At 71.1% G+C, this 18,580-nt stretch carries 23 protein-coding genes and 1 tRNA gene; 7 read left to right on the top strand and 17 right to left on the bottom strand.

Features of this window, described 5'->3' with window-relative positions:
• Positions 1-82 precede the first annotated feature (82 nt).
• The gene (locus AMK24_RS11780; RefSeq protein ID WP_073767881.1) at positions 83-2,386 is read left to right on the top strand and encodes a DEAD/DEAH box helicase; all 2,304 of its coding nucleotides are present in this window, start codon (positions 83-85) and stop codon (positions 2,384-2,386) included.
• Between the two features lie 206 nt (positions 2,387-2,592).
• Positions 2,593-2,666: transfer RNA gene (locus AMK24_RS11775), tRNA-Lys, on the top strand.
• 120 nt (positions 2,667-2,786) lie between these two features.
• Here the strand turns inward: AMK24_RS11775 and AMK24_RS11770 are convergent.
• Positions 2,787-3,002 carry a helix-turn-helix domain-containing protein gene (locus AMK24_RS11770; protein ID WP_079190488.1) on the bottom strand — a complete coding sequence of 72 codons (216 nt, stop codon included), beginning with the start codon at positions 3,000-3,002 and terminating at the stop codon, positions 2,787-2,789.
• 139 nt (positions 3,003-3,141) lie between these two features.
• On the opposite strand from AMK24_RS11770, the gene AMK24_RS11765 reads away from it, so the two are divergent.
• Entirely contained in the window at positions 3,142-3,399 is a 258-nt protein-coding gene (locus tag AMK24_RS11765) for a hypothetical protein (protein WP_079190487.1), read from the top strand.
• Positions 3,400-3,483: 84 nt separating this feature from the next.
• On the opposite strand, the gene AMK24_RS11760 is transcribed toward AMK24_RS11765, so the two are convergent.
• A complete protein-coding gene (locus tag AMK24_RS11760) occupies positions 3,484-3,780 on the bottom strand; it encodes a hypothetical protein (RefSeq protein ID WP_073767879.1) in 297 nt (98 codons plus the stop codon).
• A 610-nt stretch (positions 3,781-4,390) separates the two neighbouring features.
• Between AMK24_RS11760 and AMK24_RS11750 the strand changes: the two genes are divergently transcribed.
• The 4 genes from AMK24_RS11750 (at position 4,391) to AMK24_RS11735 (ending at position 6,346) form a co-directional block, all read left to right on the top strand.
• Positions 4,391-4,654 carry a hypothetical protein gene (locus tag AMK24_RS11750; RefSeq protein ID WP_073767875.1) on the top strand — a complete coding sequence of 88 codons (264 nt, stop codon included), beginning with the start codon at positions 4,391-4,393 and terminating at the stop codon, positions 4,652-4,654.
• Positions 4,623-5,153 carry a DUF6879 family protein gene (locus AMK24_RS11745; RefSeq protein WP_073767873.1) on the top strand — a complete coding sequence of 177 codons (531 nt, stop codon included), beginning with the start codon at positions 4,623-4,625 and terminating at the stop codon, positions 5,151-5,153. Before AMK24_RS11750 ends, AMK24_RS11745 begins: the two co-directional genes overlap by 32 nt.
• A gap of 25 nt (positions 5,154-5,178) precedes the next feature.
• A complete protein-coding gene (locus AMK24_RS11740) occupies positions 5,179-6,030 on the top strand; it encodes a helix-turn-helix domain-containing protein (protein ID WP_073767871.1) in 852 nt (283 codons plus the stop codon).
• Positions 6,031-6,091: 61 nt separating this feature from the next.
• Complete coding sequence (locus tag AMK24_RS11735; RefSeq protein WP_073767869.1) at positions 6,092-6,346, top strand: hypothetical protein; 255 nt, start codon at positions 6,092-6,094, stop codon at positions 6,344-6,346.
• 43 nt (positions 6,347-6,389) lie between these two features.
• On the opposite strand, the gene AMK24_RS11730 is transcribed toward AMK24_RS11735, so the two are convergent.
• The 15 genes from AMK24_RS11730 to AMK24_RS11660 all read right to left on the bottom strand — a co-directional run bounded on the left by AMK24_RS11730 (position 6,390) and on the right by AMK24_RS11660 (position 18,533).
• Positions 6,390-6,770: a hypothetical protein gene (locus AMK24_RS11730; protein ID WP_073767867.1), complete on the bottom strand. Its 381-nt coding sequence runs from the start codon at positions 6,768-6,770 to the stop codon at positions 6,390-6,392.
• Positions 6,760-7,203, bottom strand: a complete 444-nt coding sequence (locus AMK24_RS11725) for a hypothetical protein (protein ID WP_073767865.1) — start codon at positions 7,201-7,203, stop codon at positions 6,760-6,762. Before AMK24_RS11725 ends, AMK24_RS11730 begins: the two co-directional genes overlap by 11 nt.
• Positions 7,203-7,412: a hypothetical protein gene (locus tag AMK24_RS11720; protein WP_073767863.1), complete on the bottom strand. Its 210-nt coding sequence runs from the start codon at positions 7,410-7,412 to the stop codon at positions 7,203-7,205. Before AMK24_RS11720 ends, AMK24_RS11725 begins: the two co-directional genes overlap by 1 nt.
• The gene (locus tag AMK24_RS11715) at positions 7,409-8,140 is read right to left on the bottom strand and encodes an N-acetylmuramoyl-L-alanine amidase (RefSeq protein ID WP_073767861.1); all 732 of its coding nucleotides are present in this window, start codon (positions 8,138-8,140) and stop codon (positions 7,409-7,411) included. The genes AMK24_RS11720 and AMK24_RS11715 overlap by 4 nt, the downstream gene beginning before the upstream one ends.
• A 65-nt stretch (positions 8,141-8,205) precedes the next feature.
• A complete protein-coding gene (locus AMK24_RS11710; protein ID WP_073767858.1) occupies positions 8,206-8,700 on the bottom strand; it encodes a hypothetical protein in 495 nt (164 codons plus the stop codon).
• Positions 8,697-9,170, bottom strand: coding sequence for a hypothetical protein (locus AMK24_RS11705; protein ID WP_073767856.1), 474 nt, complete (start codon positions 9,168-9,170; stop codon positions 8,697-8,699). The genes AMK24_RS11710 and AMK24_RS11705 overlap by 4 nt, the downstream gene beginning before the upstream one ends.
• Before the next feature lie 11 nt (positions 9,171-9,181).
• Positions 9,182-11,620, bottom strand: a complete 2,439-nt coding sequence (locus AMK24_RS11700; RefSeq protein ID WP_073767854.1) for a hypothetical protein — start codon at positions 11,618-11,620, stop codon at positions 9,182-9,184.
• Positions 11,621-11,624: 4 nt separating this feature from the next.
• Complete coding sequence (locus AMK24_RS11695; RefSeq protein ID WP_073767852.1) at positions 11,625-14,822, bottom strand: hypothetical protein; 3,198 nt, start codon at positions 14,820-14,822, stop codon at positions 11,625-11,627.
• An 82-nt stretch (positions 14,823-14,904) separates the two neighbouring features.
• On the bottom strand, positions 14,905-15,405 hold the full coding sequence (locus tag AMK24_RS11690; protein WP_073767850.1) for a hypothetical protein: 501 nt from the start codon (positions 15,403-15,405) through the stop codon (positions 14,905-14,907).
• A gap of 8 nt (positions 15,406-15,413) precedes the next feature.
• Positions 15,414-15,929: a hypothetical protein gene (locus AMK24_RS11685; RefSeq protein ID WP_073767848.1), complete on the bottom strand. Its 516-nt coding sequence runs from the start codon at positions 15,927-15,929 to the stop codon at positions 15,414-15,416.
• A gap of 11 nt (positions 15,930-15,940) precedes the next feature.
• Positions 15,941-16,927: a phage tail tube protein gene (locus AMK24_RS11680; RefSeq protein ID WP_073767821.1), complete on the bottom strand. Its 987-nt coding sequence runs from the start codon at positions 16,925-16,927 to the stop codon at positions 15,941-15,943.
• Between the two features lie 3 nt (positions 16,928-16,930).
• Entirely contained in the window at positions 16,931-17,230 is a 300-nt protein-coding gene (locus AMK24_RS11675) for a hypothetical protein (protein ID WP_073767791.1), read from the bottom strand.
• 24 nt (positions 17,231-17,254) lie between these two features.
• Positions 17,255-17,719, bottom strand: a complete 465-nt coding sequence (locus tag AMK24_RS11670) for a hypothetical protein (protein ID WP_073767789.1) — start codon at positions 17,717-17,719, stop codon at positions 17,255-17,257.
• Complete coding sequence (locus AMK24_RS11665; RefSeq protein WP_073767787.1) at positions 17,719-18,267, bottom strand: hypothetical protein; 549 nt, start codon at positions 18,265-18,267, stop codon at positions 17,719-17,721. The genes AMK24_RS11670 and AMK24_RS11665 overlap by 1 nt, the downstream gene beginning before the upstream one ends.
• Positions 18,268-18,278: 11 nt before the next feature.
• Positions 18,279-18,533, bottom strand: a complete 255-nt coding sequence (locus AMK24_RS11660) for a hypothetical protein (RefSeq protein WP_073767785.1) — start codon at positions 18,531-18,533, stop codon at positions 18,279-18,281.
• Between the last annotated feature and the right edge of the window lie 47 nt (positions 18,534-18,580).

The raw sequence follows: 18,580 nt of genomic DNA, 5'->3' as shown, positions 1-18,580 counted from the left end.
AATCACGGAGTTATGGGCGCGTGCCGAGACTCCGGAAGGTTTCGCATTTCGCATGTCAATTTCCAGTTCTGACCGCACCGTCATGCCCGAGAACGTCGACAGCGCCGAGCTCGCCGAGCTGGTCGAGTCCGCCGTGACCGAGGCTCCCGCCGGTACGACCGCCCCGGCCGCCGAGAAGACCCCCGCCGACGAGAAGGCCCCGGCGGCCGAGAAGTCCGTCGCGGACTTCGTCGCCGACCAGGCCGACCAGCAGGACGCCGAGAAGGCCGACGCCCCGCAGGCCGCCGCGGCCCCCGAGGCGGCTGCCGAGGAGGACGCCGACGCCGAGCCGACCCTCACCTTCGGTGACCTGGGCCTGCCCGAGGGCATCGTCCGCAAGCTCGCGCAGAACGGCGTGACCGCCCCCTTCCCGATCCAGGCGGCGACCATCCCGGACGCCCTGGCCGGCAAGGACATCCTGGGCCGTGGCCGTACGGGCTCCGGCAAGACGCTCTCCTTCGGTCTGCCGACGCTGGCCGCGCTGGCCGGCGGCCGCACCGAGAAGAAGAAGCCCCGCGCGGTCATCCTCACCCCGACCCGTGAGCTGGCGATGCAGGTCGCGGACGCGCTGCAGCCGTACGGCGACGTACTCGGCCTCAAGATGAAGGTCGTCTGCGGCGGTACGTCGATGGGCAACCAGATCTACGCCCTGGAGCGCGGTGTCGACGTCCTCGTCGCCACCCCGGGCCGCCTGCGCGACATCATCACCCGCGGCGCCTGCTCCCTGGAGGACGTCCAGGTCGCCGTCCTCGACGAGGCCGACCAGATGTCGGACCTGGGCTTCCTGCCCGAGGTCACCGAGCTGCTCGACCAGGTCCCGGCCGGCGGTCAGCGGATGCTCTTCTCCGCCACCATGGAGAACGAGATCGGCACGCTGGTCAAGCGCTACCTCTCCAACCCGGTCACGCACGAGGTCGACAGCGCCCAGGGCAACGTCACGACCATGTCGCACCACGTCCTCGTCGTGAAGCCGAAGGACAAGGCGCCGGTCACGGCCGCCATCGCCGCCCGCAAGGGCCGCACGATCATCTTCGTCCGCACCCAGCTGGGCGCCGACCGCATCGCCGAGCAGCTCATCGAGTCCGGCGTGAAGGCCGACGCGCTGCACGGCGGCATGACCCAGGGCGCCCGTACGCGGGTCCTGGAGGACTTCAAGAAGGGCTACGTCAACGCGCTCGTCGCGACCGACGTGGCCGCCCGAGGCATCCACGTCGACGGCATCGACCTGGTCCTGAACGTGGACCCGGCCGGCGACCACAAGGACTACCTGCACCGCTCGGGCCGTACCGCCCGTGCCGGCAAGTCCGGTGTCGTCGTCTCGCTGGCGCTCCCGCACCAGCGCCGCCAGATCTTCCGCCTGATGGAGGACGCGGGCGTCGACGCCTCGCGCCACATCGTCCAGGGCGCGGGCGTCTTCGAGCCGGAGGTCGCCGAGATCACCGGCGCCCGTTCGCTCACCGAGGTCCAGGCCGACTCCGCGAACAACGCCGCCAAGCAGGCCGAGCGCGAGGCCGCCGACCTGACGAAGCAGCTGGAGCGGGTCCAGCGCCGTGCCGTCGAGCTGCGCGAGGAGGCCGACCGCCTGGTGGCCCGTGCCGCGCGCGAGCGGGGCGAGGACCCGGAGGCCGCGGTGGCCGAGGTGGCCGCCGAGGCGGAGGCCGCCCTCGTGGCAGCCGTCTCCGTCCCCGAGCAGCCGGCCGCCCGCGACGAGCAGCGCCGCGACGAGCGGGGCAACTACGAGCGCCGCGACAACCGCGGCGGCGACCGCGGCGGCTACCGCGGTGGCAACGACCGTCCCTCGGGTGGTTTCCGCTCCGGTGGCAACGACCGCCGTGACGACCGTGGTGGCCGCTCCTTCGAGCGTCGGGACAACGACCGCCCGTCGTTCCGCGACCGTCGTGACGACCGTCCCTCGGGTGGTTTCCGCTCCGGTGGCAACGACCGCCGCGACGACCGTGGTGGCCGCTCCTTCGAGCGTCGGGACAACGACCGCCCGTCGTTCAACCGCGACCGTCGTGACGACCGTCCCTCGGGTGGTTTCCGCTCCGGTGGCAACGACCGCCGTGACGACCGTGGTGGCCGCTCCTTCGAGCGTCGGGACAACGACCGCCCGTCGTTCAACCGCGACCGCCGCGACGACCGCCCCTCGGGTGGTTTCCGCTCCGGCGGCAGCGACCGCCCGTTCAACCGCGACCGTCGTGACGACCGTCCCGCCGGCGGCTTCCGCTCCGGCGGCGGCGACCGCCCGACCGGACGTCGTGACGACCACCGCGGCGCCAACACCGGCACCAACACCGGTTCCTTCGGCCGCCGCGACGACAAGCCGCGCTGGAAGCGCAACGGCTGACCCCCGCCCGGCCGTCCTTCGGCCGAGCAGGTCCGCCTGACAGACCGGCAGGGCCCGTACGCCACCGAACCGACTCGGTGCCGTACGGGCCCTGTTGCCGTTCCACCCCCTCGCGCCGGCCTCCGGAAGGGGTGCGACGGGCCCAAGACCGATACCGGATCGGCTGCCGGGGCGGGGCGGGCTATGCTCGGGGGGTGACGTCACAGGGGCCGTTAGCTCAATTGGTCAGAGCAGCGGACTTTTAATCCGTTGGTTGTGGGTTCGAGTCCCACACGGCCTACCCCTCCGCCCCAGGTCAGAGCGTTTCTCTGGTCTGGGGCCGCTGCTTGTTCGGGTTCATTTCGGACAGGTGCTCCACCCAAGCTCCATCGAAGTGCAAACGATCATGATGCGATCACCGCTACCGCCTCGCCAGCGGGTCGGCCTGCTCCAGCGTGTCGAGCCACTCCATGACCGCGGCGCGGGGGTAGAGCGTGTCTCTGCCGACCCTGCGTCCCCGCTTCGGGCCGATGCCCCTGTGCCGCATCTGGCGCACGGCACCCGGCGTCTTGCGGATCAGCGACGCGACTTCCCGCGTCGTCATGAAGTGGGGCTGCGGCTTTTCTGGCGTCTCCATGGGCGGAGCCTTCCTCGCCGATGCCTTCCCTGCTCCACTCGAAGGTGGGGATTGAACGGGCGGCGGGACCCTGAACGCTTGCTGTCGGCGACCAGCGGGCAAGACGACGGGCCAGACAGCCGACAAGGAGGATCGCCCAGTGGACCCGACCGAACGTGCCCTGCGAGCCCGCCTTGGAGCCCACCAGAGCTGGGCCAACACCACCGACCGAACGGCGCGGACGGCAGGCGCCCGGCGAGCCGCCGAGAGTAAGTTCGAAGAGGAGGCCAGGCAGAAGCACCCCGGGGCCACGGAGGCCCAGGTCGCCGCAGCCGCCGAATCTCTGCGGAAGGCGCACTTCAGCAGGATGGGGCTCCTCTCCGCGCAGGCACGGCGCAGGAAGCGCACGTTGCCGTGAGAGCACACGAAGCAGCCCCTGCCGCGCGAGAGGCAGGGGCTGCTCAGGCCGTCCGGCCGCCGACGAGTGCCGGACGGAGTCGGGTTACACCGGGGGCTGGCCCGGTGTCGGGGTCGGCGGCGGGTTCGGAAGAGGCGGGCCGGGGTCGGGCGGCATCTTCGGGGAGCCGCTGCCGTGCTTCCCCATCTCGATCCGCCGAGCGCTCAGCCCGTAGATCCCGAGGGGCGGGAACAGGTCGACGCGCCGCGGGGCGTTGGCGTCGGCGCAGTCGCCGCACAGAAGGTCACGTTGCCCGCCGGCGGCGGGCCGGGAGCTGGTGACCGGACTGCTCCAACAAGCCTCACAGACGCGGACGTCGGTCTCCGACAAAGCGATCGTCATCGGTGCCGCCCGCAGGGTGTTCCGGGCTGGGTGTCGGTGGTACGCATGGTGGTGCCTCCGTCCTGCTGGGATGGGTGGTGGCCCGTCCCGGTCGCGGTCCTGCCAGGGAGTGGGCGGCCGGGGCGGGAGTCAGCTGCGGCGCACCCGGCGGACAGCTGCGCGGAGCCGGGCAGCGGTCTCGCACGGACGGTCGGTACGGCACGTCGGGCAACTGATCGTGTGGCCGAGGAGCGCCCGGTACTCGGTGTCCCCCGAGGACGTCGTCTTCACGGCGTACCGCCGTGGCACTCGGGGCATTCGCAGGCAGGGAACCGGTGAGTTTCCTCGGCCTGTTCGAGGGGGACCACTTCGGCCTCCGGCCGGATCACGCGGGTGACCCCCTCGCGATTCACCTCGTACACCTTGATCGTCATCACGGGTATGCCCCCCGTCGCAGTCGGTGAGATACGCCAGACCGTAGGGACCAGCTGTGCACGCACGCCAGCCGTGTGCAGATCTGTGCGCACACCCACCCTTCCGGGGGTAACCACCACAACGCCCCCTTGACCAGCCCCACTTCGTGCCAGACCGTGGTGCACACAACTGCACACCACCCAGCCGGAGGAAGCCCATGTCGTTACAGTTCATCGGAATCGACCCGCAGACCGGCGACGACGAGAGTCCGACCGTGTGGATCGACCAGGAGAAAGGGGAGCTCGTCTTCCAGGGGTGGAAGCCCAGCCCCGAACTCGAAGCCGAGTGTGCTGCCCTCGAACTCCCTGGGCACGCCGTAGGAATCCCCGACACCGAAGCCGTGGTCCGCATCCCCGCCAGGATGGTGGACATGATCAGGGAGGCGTGCGATGCCCTCGAACGTTCCGACGGCGTTCGCTGACCTGCTGGCCCAGTGCGAACGGTCCGCCGTCCACCTGGAGATGAGGGACGTCTACTCCGTCGACAAGGAGAAGGGCCCGTTCGCTGAATGGCGGGCCGGCTTCCGCCACGACCCCGCGAACCGCGCGTCCTGGTGGCGGCCCTGGCTCGACCTGGTCGCCGAGACCGTAGGCCGCGGCGTCGCCATCCGCCGGGCCCGCATCGTGTCCGAGCCCGTCAGCGAGTACATCCGTTACGAGCACTCCGGCACCTTCACGAACATCGCGGCCGGTGAACAGGTGCGGTGGCTGCCCCGCCGCCGCGCTTCCGACATCGCCCTGCCCGGCAACGACTTCTGGCTGTTCGACGACCGCCTCGTCCGGTGGAACCACTTCGCCGGTGACGGCTCCTCCCAAGGCCCCGAGCACACCACCGACCCGTCAGCAGTGAAGCTGTGCGGCGAGGCGTTCGAAGCCGTATGGGACCGCGGCATACCGCACGACCAGTACGACATCCGCTGACGACCGCACCCGGACAGGCCAGCACATGACCACCTCCCCCTCCTCCTCGGCCCAGGCCGCGCGTGAACTCGTTGCAGGACGGCTGCGCGACCTCCGCAAAGGAGCCGGGCTCACGGTCACCGAGCTGGCCGCCGGGTGCGGCTGGCACCACGCCAAGACCTCCCGCATCGAGAACGCCCGCACCGCCCCCTCCGCAGGCGACATCCGCCGCTGGTGCCGCACCGCCGGCGCGGAAGCCCTCGCCGAAGACCTCATCGCCCAGTCGCTGCACGCCGAATCCATGTACACCGAGTGGCGCCACCAGGTCCGCCACGGGCTCGCCCAGCTACAGAACAGCTCCATCGCCTTCTTCCGGCAGACCGAACTGTTCCGCGTCTACTCCTCCTCGCTCGTTCCCGGCCTCCTCCAGACCGAGGGGTACGCGGCCGTCGTCCTCGCGATGAGCGCCCGCTTCCGCGAACTGCCCATCGACGACAGCGCCGAAGCCGCCCGCGCCCGGGTCGAACGCTCCCGCATCATCCACGAGCGGGGCCACCGCTTCGTCCTTCTCATCGAGGAGGCCGTACTCCACTACCGGATCGGCGACGCCGACGCGATGGCGGCCCAGCTCGGCCACCTCCTCACCGCCGGGGCCCTGCCAGCGGTGTCGCTCGGCATCATCCCCACGGCCGCGCACCGCGCGCAGTGGCCGCGCGAGACGTTCCACGTCTACGACAACTCGCTTGTCTCCGTCGAACTGGTCTCGGCTCGGGTCCGCATCACCCAACCCAGTGAGATCGCCTTGTACGCGAAGGCGTTTGAGGAGCTGCGGCAGACCGCGGTGTACGGCGCAGCAGCGCGGGCCCTGATCGTGAAGGCCATCGATTCCCTCGGCTGACCCGCCCGGCAGTTGGACCGAAACGGGTGGAAGCTCGGAAGAACCCTCCTACGCTTCGGGGATGTTGAAGAAGCTGCTGAAGAAGATCGCGCTCAAGGGCATTGACGACCTCGCCGTCGAAGCCTGGGAGCGAGGTGATGCGGTGTTCGCGAACCGGTTCTTTCCGTCGCCGTCACCACGGAACCGGGACGCTGACGTTGCAGCCGCGATAGGCCGTGTTGAGTCCATCGGGTGGCGGCTTCAGAGCCGGCAAGTCGAAGGGGAAGGGCTTCAGCGCAGTTGGAGCCTCCTCTTCGTGCGGCCACCGCAGGCATGACGAAAGGCCCCCACCGCCCGGTGAAGGGACGGCGGGGGCCGGGTTACTCGATGCTGTAGGGGACCAGCTCGCGGGGGATCTCCTCGGGCGTCTCGTGCACGGCGGCGAGACGCCGGTTCGCACGCCGGATGATCCGCATCGCCTGCCGCAGCAGCCGCTCCAGCGCGGACACCTCGACCTTCTTCGTCTCGACCACGGCGGTCAGGTGGGCGACGTCTGCCTCCAGCCGATCGAAGCGCCGAGAGACGTACTGCCAGATCTCCGGGGACACCTGCAACCCCGGCGGCGGCAGCTCGTCCGCCTCCGCCGCAGCAGCAGGTGGGACCGGGCGCTCGCGCGGCGTGCTGATCCTCGCGACCAACACCGAGCAGATCCCGCCCACCACCGCGATCACCACACCGAGCACCGTCTCGTCACCGCCCACCGTGGCCCCCTCTCTCACACGTACAGATACGCCTGCGACCCCCCGTCAGCGCAGCGATGATGCCCAGCAGCAGGACGATCGCCAGGTACACCGGGACCGTCGCCCAGCCCGGTGCGTACCGGCCCACCAACGCCGCCGCCCCGAAGGACAGAGCCCACCAGGCCGGGGGGCCGACGATCGCGGCGAACCCCCACACGTCCCGGCCCGGACGCAGCACCCCCGCGACGAGGCCGAGGACGCCGCACCCGATCCACACCCCGCCCCACGCCTCGATGCACATCAGGTCGATGAGCGGGCCCGCCCCCTGCCGGACGGCCGGGCGGTCGGTGAAGAGCAGGCCGAGACCGACGACGATCCAGCAGGCGCCGGGCCCGGCGAGGGCGAGGCCGCGCCAGCCCAGGTGCGCCCACAGGGCGGACGCGGCCCGCGCCATCAGAGCCCTCGGCCGGGGGTGGCCCGGTCCGGCTCGGCCGGCCGGTTGGGGACGGCGTAGGTGATCCCGAGGGCGCCGAGGACGGCGAGGACGATCGTCACCGTCTCCCCGCTCGTGACGACCTGGTCCTGCACGGCGGTGACCGCGGCTGCGGCCCCGGCGGACAGAGCCGCGACGAGGGATTTCGCGGCGGTGCTGATTCTGGTCATGGGGTCCTCTTCTCCAGCGCGGTCATGCGCTTCTCCAGAGCGGTAATCCGCTCGTCTGTGGTCGGCGGCTTCGGCGCCGGGGGCTTCGGCGGGGACGGCGGCTTCGGAGACCAGTTCGCCGGGTGCTTCAGCCGCTCGGCCACGTCCTTCCGGATGGCGTCCATGCCGCCGGGAAGGCCGCGCGGATCGACCTTCCCCGGCTGCCACTCCGCGTGACCGATCACCGAGGTGGTCCCGTCCTTGCCCCACTTGTGGGCGCGGAGCACGGCGGCCGACGCGCGGACGACCGCCTCACGCTGCACGGCCGGCCACGGGTCCTTGCCGTCGCCGAGGTTCTCGCACTCGAACCCGTAAAACCGGGCGTTGCCGTCGGTGTTCGCCTCGTTGTCCGCGGGCAGCGGCTTCTCCGCGACGACGGCCTTCAGCACGTCGTCGTCGCCCAAGCCCGCGTGGTTCGCCCGCCCGTACCCGACGAGGTGCACGGTCCCGTCCTTCGCGATGACGCCGTGGCACAGCGGCCCGGGAAGGGCGGAGTGGCCGTTGCGGCACAGGGCGACGGTGGACGCGGTGCCCTTGGTCACGGTGTGGTGGATCATCACCCCGTGGACCGGGCCCCACGCCCCCTTGCTGTTGCGGTTGTGGGTGCGCCATCCGGTCGTCTCCACGACCTTCACGCCCTCGGCGCGCAAGGCCGCGAGGAACGCGGCAGCGGACAGTGGTGCGGCCATCAGGTCTCCAGACATGCAGAAGCCCCGGGCCGGGCGGCGCGGGGCGGGGCGAGTTCAGGGGTAGGTCAGCTGGCGGTCTCGTACTCCAGGTAGCCGAACAGGCGCCCGCCGGCCGCCCAGGTGAAGGGCACCGACGAGCTGGCCCACGACAAGTTCGCCGGGGAGCCGGACGTCGGGAAGAACACGAGTCCGACCGACGCCCCTGGGGATACGGCGATCTGCCCGTCGACCCGCCCGGACTGGAACGCGTGCATCGTCCCCGACTGGTTCCCCGTGGCGTGCGCCGGGAACGGCAGGGACAGTGACCAGCCGCCGGACCCGTAGGTGGTGGTCGACCCCATGAGGATGTCCCACCGCACCCGGCAGGACCGGCCCCACTTCATGTGCCGTGCCGTCACCGTGCCGTTGCCGATCGCCGGGTTCGTCGTCGCCCCGGACCAGGTCGGGGTGTACGGGGTCCACGCGTCGAACATGCTGTTGAGCTGGTCGCGGATCTCCTGGTTCAGCAGGGCGGCGGTGACGACCTCACCGGCTGCCCAGTTGCGTGGGGTGAACGTCACGGCTGCGGCTCCTCCGGGGCAGGTTCCGTCGGCGGCTCGATCGGCGGTTCCGGGATGTTCGGGTTCGCCGGGTCCTCCGGGTGCCACCAGAACCGGCGCTGGAGCGCGAGCGCTTCCGCCTCCGCGCCCGCGATGTCGTCCGGCACGATCAGCGGCACCCAGTCCCGGCGGCACTCCACGCACCCGAACCGGGGGTCCTTCACGGACACGATCCACACGGAGTCGCAGGCGTCGCAGATTCCGATCCACCGTCCGTCGTCGATCCGGGCGTACAGCCCGGGGTGGTCGGGGACTGTCTCGGTGGGTACGGGCACCCGGCGGTTGAGTCGGGTCTCGGCCCACCGGTAGATCAGCTCGGCGCCGGGGACCTGCGACCAGTCCTGTGCGGGCTGCCCGCGCCGGGGCGGCGGGGGCATGTAGTAGGTCTCGGCCTGCACGATCGCGTCGGCAGGCAGGGCGGATAGGGCCATAGAGCGTCCCATCAGTAGGCGAGGCGAGTGGTGTAGTCGAGCTGCCCGTACACGGGATCGCCCAGCACCCACACGGAGTCGGTGGCGGCGGCCGAGGTACGGAACTGGATCTTGTGGGAGTTCTCGGCGATGGTTTCGGAGTAGCCCTCCACCGTGACGCGCATTTCCAAGGTGGGTGCCTGCTCCGGCAGGTCGTACACGGTGAAGTAACTGGAGATGTCGGCGTCGAGGATGTCGAGGTAGGTCGGCATCGTGAACGCCTCGACGGGCACCTCGCGCAGCTCAGGCTGCGGGTTGCCGTACCGGCTGATCCGCCAGTACGCGGCGTCCACCACGCTGTTGTCCGACGTCTTCAGCAGCGTCATGTCCTGCTCGTACAGACCGAACGCCAAGATGGAGTCCTTGGCCACCACCTTCTGCGTGGCGCCGCCGGGCCGGGTCGCCACGATGCTGTTGACGAGCTTCTGGTCGTCATCGGCCAACTCGACCTGGGTGGTTTCCAGGTCTGCGTAGGCGATCACGAACGTCTCGTCGGCGGCGTCCGGGTTGTAGCGCAGGTCGCGGGACTGGTACGCCAGGCCGAGATAGTCGCGCTCGGCGTAGAGGCGGCCGGAGTCGGTGGCCTCGACCTCCCGCAGCCGGGCTACCACGCTGGACCCGGCCTCGCCCTGCCCGGCGACCGGGTCGTGCGTGGACCCGAGGATCGTGACGCTGCTGACGCCCGCGTACCGGGCGAGCCGTGCGACCCGCAGGTCGGCGGTCTCCCCGCTGTGCGCGGTCATGCCCGCCGCGTAGTGCGTGGCCAGGGCCGCGCCGATGGGCGCCGAGTACGGCACCGCGTACAGGGCGAGGTGCCCGATCGACCCGGCCCACAGCCGGGCCCCCGCGTACCCGCCGACAGTGAGCTGCCGCAGCTCGGTGGCCAGCGTCACCGGGGTGCTGGCCTTCAGCACCCCGTCGACCCACACCCGCTGGAGCACCTCGTCGTACACGAAGTGGTGCCACGCCCCGTCCGCCAAGTTCCCGCTGGCCACGGTGGACACGGACAGGAACCCGTCCCAGCCGGACTCGGCCTGGAGCGCCCCGGACGCAGAGAGGGACCACACCTGCTGGGACATGCCCCCGGCCCCGGACATGCCGAAGATGACCCGGCCCGGGACGCTCGTCTGGAACCAGCACTCCAGCTGCAACCATCCGCGCGAGGACGCGTCCTGGAACCCCTGGCCCAGATCCGATGCGAGTACCTTCCCGGCCGTCGCCGACGCCGGGGTGAGGAGCGGCAGGGCCTCCGTGGCCGCGGCGGGCCCGGCCGCCGTGCCGAGATCAAGGGTGCCGCCGGCACCGACCTGGGCCACGGTCAGCGGCCCGGCCGTCGTACCCGACAGGTCCCCGGCTGCGGTGCTGCCGGTGGCCTCGGTGAGCGGGTAGTAGGCGATCGGCTCGCTGGAGACGATCTCTTCCACCAGGCAGGTGCGCAAGGCGGGCAGGCGGTTGAGCCGCTTGAACAGGTCCGTCGCGGAGATGCTGACGCTGCTCGCCAGCCCGCTCCAGCTCACCGGCCACTCGTTGACCGTGCCGTAGAACCGGGGCCGCACCAGCGCACCCAGGTAGCCCAGCTCGCACGGGTCCGAGGTGCCCCCCGTCCGGGACGCGGCCAACTCCACCTGCACCAGGTCGCTGCCCACCCACGCCGGGGTGGTGATGCTGCGGCGTACCGTCCAGTCCCACCCGTCCCGGCTGGTCTCCCACAGCACCTGCCCGCCGGTCTCCCGGATACGGACCCACGCGTGATCGATCGGGGAGTACGGGATGGCCACCGCCGCCCCGTCCGCCGACCCCACCTCGTTCAGAGCCCGCAGCTCGGCGGTCGCCGCGTGGTAGTACCAGCGGAACCGGGTGCCGCTGGTGGCCGAGTGCAGGTACAGGCTGACCGACGCCACCGACGACCCCGCCAGCGCAGGCACCTTCGCCAACTTCAGCGTGAAGCTGCTCCCGCCCAGCTTCCACTGCCGGGTGCTGGTGTACCTGGACACCACCCCCGGGACCAGCGGCAGCCGCAGCAGACCCTGCGCCGTCTCCACCGTGCCGCCCGACGCCGACCACAGTGTCGGGTCGGTGCGCCCATCATCGAAGGCGTCCGTGAGCTGCGACAGCGGCCATGGGCCCGCGCCGGTCCGGGCCGGGTACACCAGGGCGGACACCCTGATCGGCGTGTTGCGCCGCACCCACGGGGCGTAAGGGCTGTTCGGGTTGCCCGGTGTCAACGCGCCGTCTTGGTTGTCCAGGGTCATTGTGCAGCCGCCCGGCTGCGTCTCCGAGAGCTCATCGGACGCGCCCCGGGTGATCGCCACCCCCTGGATCACGTCGAGCCGGTTGGTGATGTCCGTCCACGTGATCGACCACGGCCACTGGACCACCCCACCCCAGCCCGCCTCTACGAGGATTGGCACTGGATCACCCCCCGATCTTGAGCGTGATGGCCGTGCCCTGAGACCGGCCCAACTTCAGCAGAGCCTTCTGGACCTCGCGGGCCGCGGCGAGCGGGTCCAGCGACTCGACCTTGATGTGCGCGTGGATCACCGTCCCGCCCGTCCCGGCCCCGACGACGGCGGCCCGGCCAACGACCGGGCGCGCGGACGCCACCCGGTCGGTGACCGCGGTGAGCGCCTGGTCCAGGACCGGCATCCGGTCCCGCATCCCCACGGCCAGGCCCTCCGTGGTGTGCCGACCGAGCTGCGCCATGACGGTCGACGGGCTCTTGATCCCGAGGGCCTTGCGGATCGCCTTGTCCATGCTCTTGGCGATCTTCAGCATTTGCTTCTCGATGGCCTCCTGCTGGGAGTCGAGCCCCGCCAGGTAGCCCTTCGACGCGTTCTTCCCGGAGTCGTACATCAGGTCCGCGCCGAGCCCGGACAGCGTGTTCGCCGCCTTGTCGAGGTGGCTCTGCGTGGCGTTGACGCCCTTCAGCGCGGCCGTGCCCATGCCCGCCAGGGCGGACGCGTAGGCGTACCCCTGCTCCGGGCCCATGTCGATGACCTGCCGCAGCAGGGACTTCGACAGGCCCCGCTTCGCCAAGCTCGCGACGTACCGGGCGAACTGGTTGACCTTCGCGAGCTTGGCGCTCAGCCCGGCTTGGATGCTGGAGGCGGTCACCTCCTCGTCCTGGAGCCCGAGCGACGACAGCCCGGCCGCCTGCTGCGCGTTGCTCTTGAGGGTGGCGCGGTACTCGTTCGCCTCCTTGATCCGGGCGGCGATCTTGTCCCGCTGGGAGGCGAGCGTCTGGAGTTTCTTCGTGTCCTTCGTGACCAGGGCGACCAGCTGGGAGTCCTTGTTGGTCTTGACGCCCTTCCACGCCGCCCAGATGTCCCGGACCAGATCCTGCGCGGTCGCCTTGATCTTGGACTTCTCGCCGGTCAGCCCGAGGATCAGGCCCTTCCCGACGTCCTTCATCAGGGCCTTCATCTTCTTCGACGGCGACGCGATCTCCAGCTCCGCCCGGACCCCGGACGTCACCGCCGCCGCCATCACCCGCGCCGAGATATCGACCTCAGATGCCGCGCCGCGCAAGCCCGCTGACAGACCACGGCCCGCCTCAGCACCCGCACCGGCCAGACCACTGGCCCCGCCGCTGGAAACGCCGGACGCCGCGGACCGCAGGTTCAGCGTGCCAGCGTTCACCGCCCGCATGAAGGACAGCCCGTACTTGTTCACGGACTTGGCCTGCATCATGAACTCGCCGTGGCTGGCCTTGATGTCGATGCTGTCCGACGTGCCTGTGCCGGGCCCCTGAATCAGGCCGCCGCCCGCGTACTTCAGCTGCGAGCCGTGCGCCCCGGACGTGCGGGCCTGCCCGCCGACCACCACGTGCCGGGTGGTGACCGTGACCGTCTTGTCGTGCAGCGACGACAGCGCCGCCCGCGCGGACGCCACCTTCCGCTGAAGGTCGCCGATCTCCGCACGGAGCTTGGCCTGCTTGTCCGGCGGGACCGTCTTCAGCTTGGCCTTGGCCGTCTCGATCTGCGACGTCCAGTTGTTGATGTTCATCTTCAGCTGGCCCTGGCCCAGCTTCGGCAGAGCGTCGGCAGCGAACTGCCGGGTCTTCGCCTCGGCGGACTTCAGGCCGCTGATGTACGAGTCCTTGAACGACTGGAACGACCGGTCCGCAGACTTCAGCTTGTCACCGATACCGGGGATCATCCCGAAGGTGCGGGCGAACCCACTGACCACGCCGCCGAGCGCGGTGATGAGCCCACCAGTGAAAACGCGAAAAACGCCCAGCGCGCCGGGCAGGTGCTCGATGACCGCACCCGCGACGGTGATCAGGGCGTTGCCGCCGACCCGGGCGAACTCCTGGATGCGGCCCTTGTTCTCCTGGATCGTGTTCGAGAGCCGCTGGAGCGGGCCGACCGCCTTGTCGACCTGCCCGAACGACGGCATGAACGACCCGAGGATCGCGCCTGCCGTATCGCGGACCGTGGGGGCCAGGATCGACAGGACGGACGTCACCGACTTCACGCCGAAGCTCAGGTCCTTGAAGACCGGCGACAGCCAGCGGATCGCGACGCCGAGCCCGTCCATCAGGGCGGACGTCGCCTTGCCGCTGAACTCGAACAGCTCACCGAACAGCGGGCCGAAGGTCCGGCCCGCCTCACCGCCGAGCCGGCCGAGGGCGGGCAGGATGCGGTTCACCGCACCGAACAGCCCGTCGAGGAGGCGGGCGCTCCCGGCGATCCCAGGCTCCAGCCCACGGAACATGCCAGCCAGCCCGCCGCCGCCCTTGCCCAGCAGCCCGGACAACCCGGTGGAGAACGAGCGGAGGGTCGGCCCGGACTTCGCCCCGAAGTCGAGGAGGCTCCGACCCAGCGAACCGACCCCGCCGGTCATCTCGCGGACGAAGCTGCGGCCCAGGTCGAGGTTGGTCTTCAAGTCCCGCTGGAACCCGCCCGACCTGAACAGCCTGCCCGCGCCGGCCGCCGCGTCACCGAAGCCCTTACCCAACCCGGTCATGCCCCGGCCGACGATGTCGACGACGGGCCGTGCTTCCTTCAGCCCCTTCGTGAACCCGGGCAGCATCGCCGCCTGGATCTTCTTGCCGAAGTCGGAGAACTCGCCCTTCACCGAGACGAGTTCCTTGGTGAAGGTCCGGGCCTCGGGGGACAGCTTGGCCAGGGCCTTGGCGTACTCCTCCTGGTCCTCCCCGGCCAGGGCCGCCGCCTCACCGACCCCGGAGAACCCGAGGGCCAGGGTGCCCAGGGCGAGCCCGGTCCCGGCCGCCATCGGCACGACCGCGCCCAGCGCGGGCAGCAACGACAGGCCGAGCGCCCCGGCCACCCCCCACAGCACCGGGCCGAGCCGACTGCCCGACCTGGCGAGGTCCTCGGCCCCGCCGGACGCGCCGCGCAGCGAGGGCACCAGGCGGCCCATGTCCCCGCCCAGGCGGCGGGTCGCCACCGACGTGGACACGAACCGGCCGTCCAGCCCCCGCAGCCGCCCGTCGGCGTCTGCCGTGAACGCGCGCACCGCCCCCGACGCCCCGGACGCGGACGACTCCACCCGGCGCCGGAAGTCCTCTGCGGACTCTCCGGCCCGGCGGAACACCGGGGACAGCCGGTCCCGGCCGTCGAGCACGAACGCAAGGCGCCGTTCCGCCATCACTCACCTCCGGTGGTCTGCGCCGCGACGGCGGCCTGGTGCCGGTCGATCCAGCCGGTGAGCAGGTAGAAGTCGTCGACCGTCAGCTGGTCGACGTCGTCGGGGGTGTAGCCGAAGTGGAAGGCGAGGAGCCCGAGGTATCCGTCTCGGAGGTCACCGAACCACTCGGCGCGGCTCCGGCTTTTGGGCCGTCCGTCTGCTCCTTGATCGCGGCCTCCGCGACAGCCGGGTCATCGGCCGCCTGGCGCAGCTCGGCCCACGCGCCGGCCAGTTCCTCCGGATCGTGGCCGTACCGCTCGAACATCTCCTTCGCGTAGCCGTGGGTCTCGCGGGAGTCGAGCCGGACGGCCAGCTCGTCCTCGAACGGGTCGAACGCGTTGAACCGCAGCGAGGGGTCCGTGCGCTTCTTGATGACCCAGGCCAGGGTCCGCACCGCCGTGACGTCGCCGTCGAGCAGGCCCGCCTTCAGCACGTCCCACGGCCGGTCCGCGGTCCGCTCGGCGATCTGGATCTCGCTCGCGCGTAGACGGCCCGCGTCGAGGCGCTCGGACTCGCCGCCCTCGGGGGTGTAGATGATGATCAACGTTGCTCCTAGGTGAGGTGCCGGGCCACGTCGTCCAGGACGCGCGCGACCTCGGCCTGCATACGGGGGGTGTGCTCGCGGACCGTGCGGTCCCACCACATGGCGGGGGTGCGCTGGTTGGTCCACCGGCTGCGGTTGCCGAACACGGGGTGGCGGAGCCTGCCGTCGTTCAGCTGGTAGAGCACCCCGACGGAGATGTCCCGGGGCAGGCGGCCCTTGTCGACGAACACCCGGGCGCCGGGGCTGCTGCTCGCGCGGACGCTGATCCGGACCGCCTCGGCCAAGGTCGCCCGGAACGGGCGGGACGTCGGCGACGGGCCGCCGCGGCTCCCTGCCCGGCGGCCGTCCGCGGCCAGCGGCAGGGTGCGGACGGTGGTCTGCATGTCGCGGTGCAGCGGCTCAGCCGCCCGCCGAATCCTGCGGCTGAAGGACCGCTGCACCGGGGGCCCGGCCGCCGCCCGCAGCTGCCGCGACACGGACAGCAGCTGGCCGGTGCCGGTGATCTGTACGGAGGAGAGAGCCACCGGGCCACCTCCTACAGGGTGATGTCCGTGGACATGTACTCGATGACGGTGTTGTTCGTGCCGTCGTACAGGCCGGTGAAGGACAGCGTGGGCTTGACCACGTCGAAGCCGTCCACGGTCGGCGGCGCGTCGTCGAACTTGACCGCCGGGATCTTGATCGTGAACCGCTCGAAGTGCGTCGCGGCGATCAGCGGCCCGGTGAAGTCCCACACCAGGGCGGTGGCCGCGTCGCTGGTGTGCAGGTCGTCGAGGACCGTGTCGACGTAGTCCATCTCGATCGACCCGCTGATCTTGACCTGGTCGTTCGCGATCGGCTCCGCCTTCAGCCCGGCCGCCCCGGCGTAGAACCGCTCGGTGGCCTGCGGGCGCTCGATCTTGACGCTGACCTTGCGGACCCCGCTTCGCGCCACCTCGGATGCGAACACCCCGGTCTTCAGGCTCATCTGCCCGAAGTGGAACGGAGCCATCGCCGGGTACGACGCGCTCGCCAGGACGGACGTCTCCTCGACGTCCTTGCTGTCGATCTCGAAGCTGGCGGTCAGCATCCCGCCGACCTCGCACGAGAACTCCGCGCTGATGACCTTGCAGCCCAGGAAGTTCTTCCGCGTGACCGTGCCCGTGGTGAGGGGCACGCCCTTCTGGATGGTGAGGCTCTTGCCGACCGTGTCCGCGAGGACGTGCGTCTGGAGATAAGCCGACGTCGCCGCCTGCTGGGCCGGAGTCACCGAGGTCCCCATGAGCGACTGCAAGAGCAGGCCCATCGCCTTGTTGGTGACCTCCATCTCCAGCGACCCGGACGCCTGCCGCTGCGTCACCACGCGCCGCGACGACAGCGGCACCAGCCGGTTCGCCGCGATCCCCGCGGACTGCGCCGTGGTCTTCTTGAGCTGAAGGGACTCCTTCGTGAACTCGATGAACTTCGTCGGCGCCACATAGGTGCCGTAGGCCGACTCGGCCGCGATCCCCATCTGGGCGCCCAGACCCGATCCGATCGCCATGGGTCAGCCCTCCTTCGAGCTGGACGCGGCCTTGGCCGCAGCGGTCTTCTTCGGGGCCGGCGAGGGCTCGACCGGGGGCGCAGCGAGAGCCGCTACCGGCGCTGACTCCGGCGCGGCTTGCGCCTCTTCCTCCGGCCACACCCAGTCGCGCGGCTCCTCGATCGACTCCCACGTCGAGGTCTGGCAGACGTAGCCCTCGAACCGCTGGTCGGGCACCTCGACGATCTCGTCGGGCTGGATCTCACGGCCGCCGAGCTCCGGCACGGTGACCGGCTCCGGGCCGATGAAGCGCACTCGCGCCATGGCTGTCCTCCTGGTTGGTGGTGATCAGATACGGGCGTGGTACGCCACGGTGAAGCCGAGCCCGGCGTAGGCCCCGTTCTCCTGCGACTGGACGAGGGAGCCGGCGGTCACCTCCGACCACAGCACCGCCCCGTTTAGGGTCGGGGCCTCGGGGGCCGCGGCCGTCCCGCGCAGCGCGTTCTCGACCTCGGCCAGCAGGCCGAAGACCTGGTTGCGGCGCAGCCGCATGTCCTTGTCGCCGCCGCGCGCCTCGGCGTAGCAGGCGATCAGGCCGTCCTCGTCGCGCTGCCGGGCGCCCGCCCCAGCGAACGACTGCTGGATCTCGGCCGCCTGGTCGGAGCCCGGCGAGTAGCCGACGTAGATCCGGAACCGCTCGGTGAAATTCACCCCCGGCGGCCCGTCGATGATCCGCGCCCCGGCCAGCCCGGGGGCCGCGGGCAGGATGGTGAGCAGCGCGTCGATCGCGGCCGGGGCCGCAGACGTCGCCATCACGCGAACCCGGGCGGGGCCTTGAACGGCTCCAGCAGGTGCAGCACCCGGTTCGGGATCGCGTACCCGTAGCCGATGACCGGCTCGGTGACGCTGTAGTCGTCGGCCCCGCCGCCGCCCCGCGCTGCCCCGTACTGGGTGCGCCACAGGTGTTGCAGCAGGATCCGGGCCGCGAGGTTGATGGTCGGCGGGACCTCGCCCCGCCCGGCCACGTACACCGCCGTCCACGGCCCGCCGGACCACGACGCCCCGTCCAGGCGGCGGACGACGCCGGCGTCCGGATCGAGCACCACCTCGGAGACATCGACGGCCCTGCCGGAGGAGAGCCGGGGGGTGAGGGAGGTGAGGGAGACGACGGGCACCTTCGTCAGTGCCAGCAGCGGGCCCCGGCCGGTCACCGTCTCGGTCACCGTCCGGTTCTCCACCGGGCCCGTGTGCAGCTCGATGACCGGGGTCAGCGCGTCGATGTACGCCTGGATCTCTGTGTCGTTGGCGTCGCCGTCGTAGTCGAGCTGGGCCTTGGCCTCGGCCAGGGTGAGGAGCGCCACCGGGCCACCTCCTAGGCGGTCTCGGGCGGGCGGGTGACCGCGCGCTCCAGCGGGGCGCCGAGCCGCTTCAGCTCGGCTTCGACGGCAGCGACCCGGTCCTCGCGCCCGTAGCGGGTGTAGCCCTCCCGCTCCCGGCGGAGCGCCTCGACGTAGGCGACCTCCACCGCGGTGGGCGCGGGCCGCTCCTCCGCCTCAACCTGGTCCTCGTCCACGACGTCCGGCTCCGGGGGCTCGGGCGCGGGCGGTGTGCTCTTGCGTGCAGCCACGGCTGCTCCTTCCGCGAAGGGGCCGCCGGGCAGGAGCGCCCGGCGGC

Origin of the sequence: Streptomyces sp. CB02366, assembly GCF_001905905.1 — a bacterium.
Taxonomy (GTDB): Bacteria; Actinomycetota; Actinomycetes; order Streptomycetales; family Streptomycetaceae; genus Streptomyces.
Note: the sequence above shows the minus strand (reverse complement) of the source record. Positions and strands in the feature narration are given on the sequence as shown.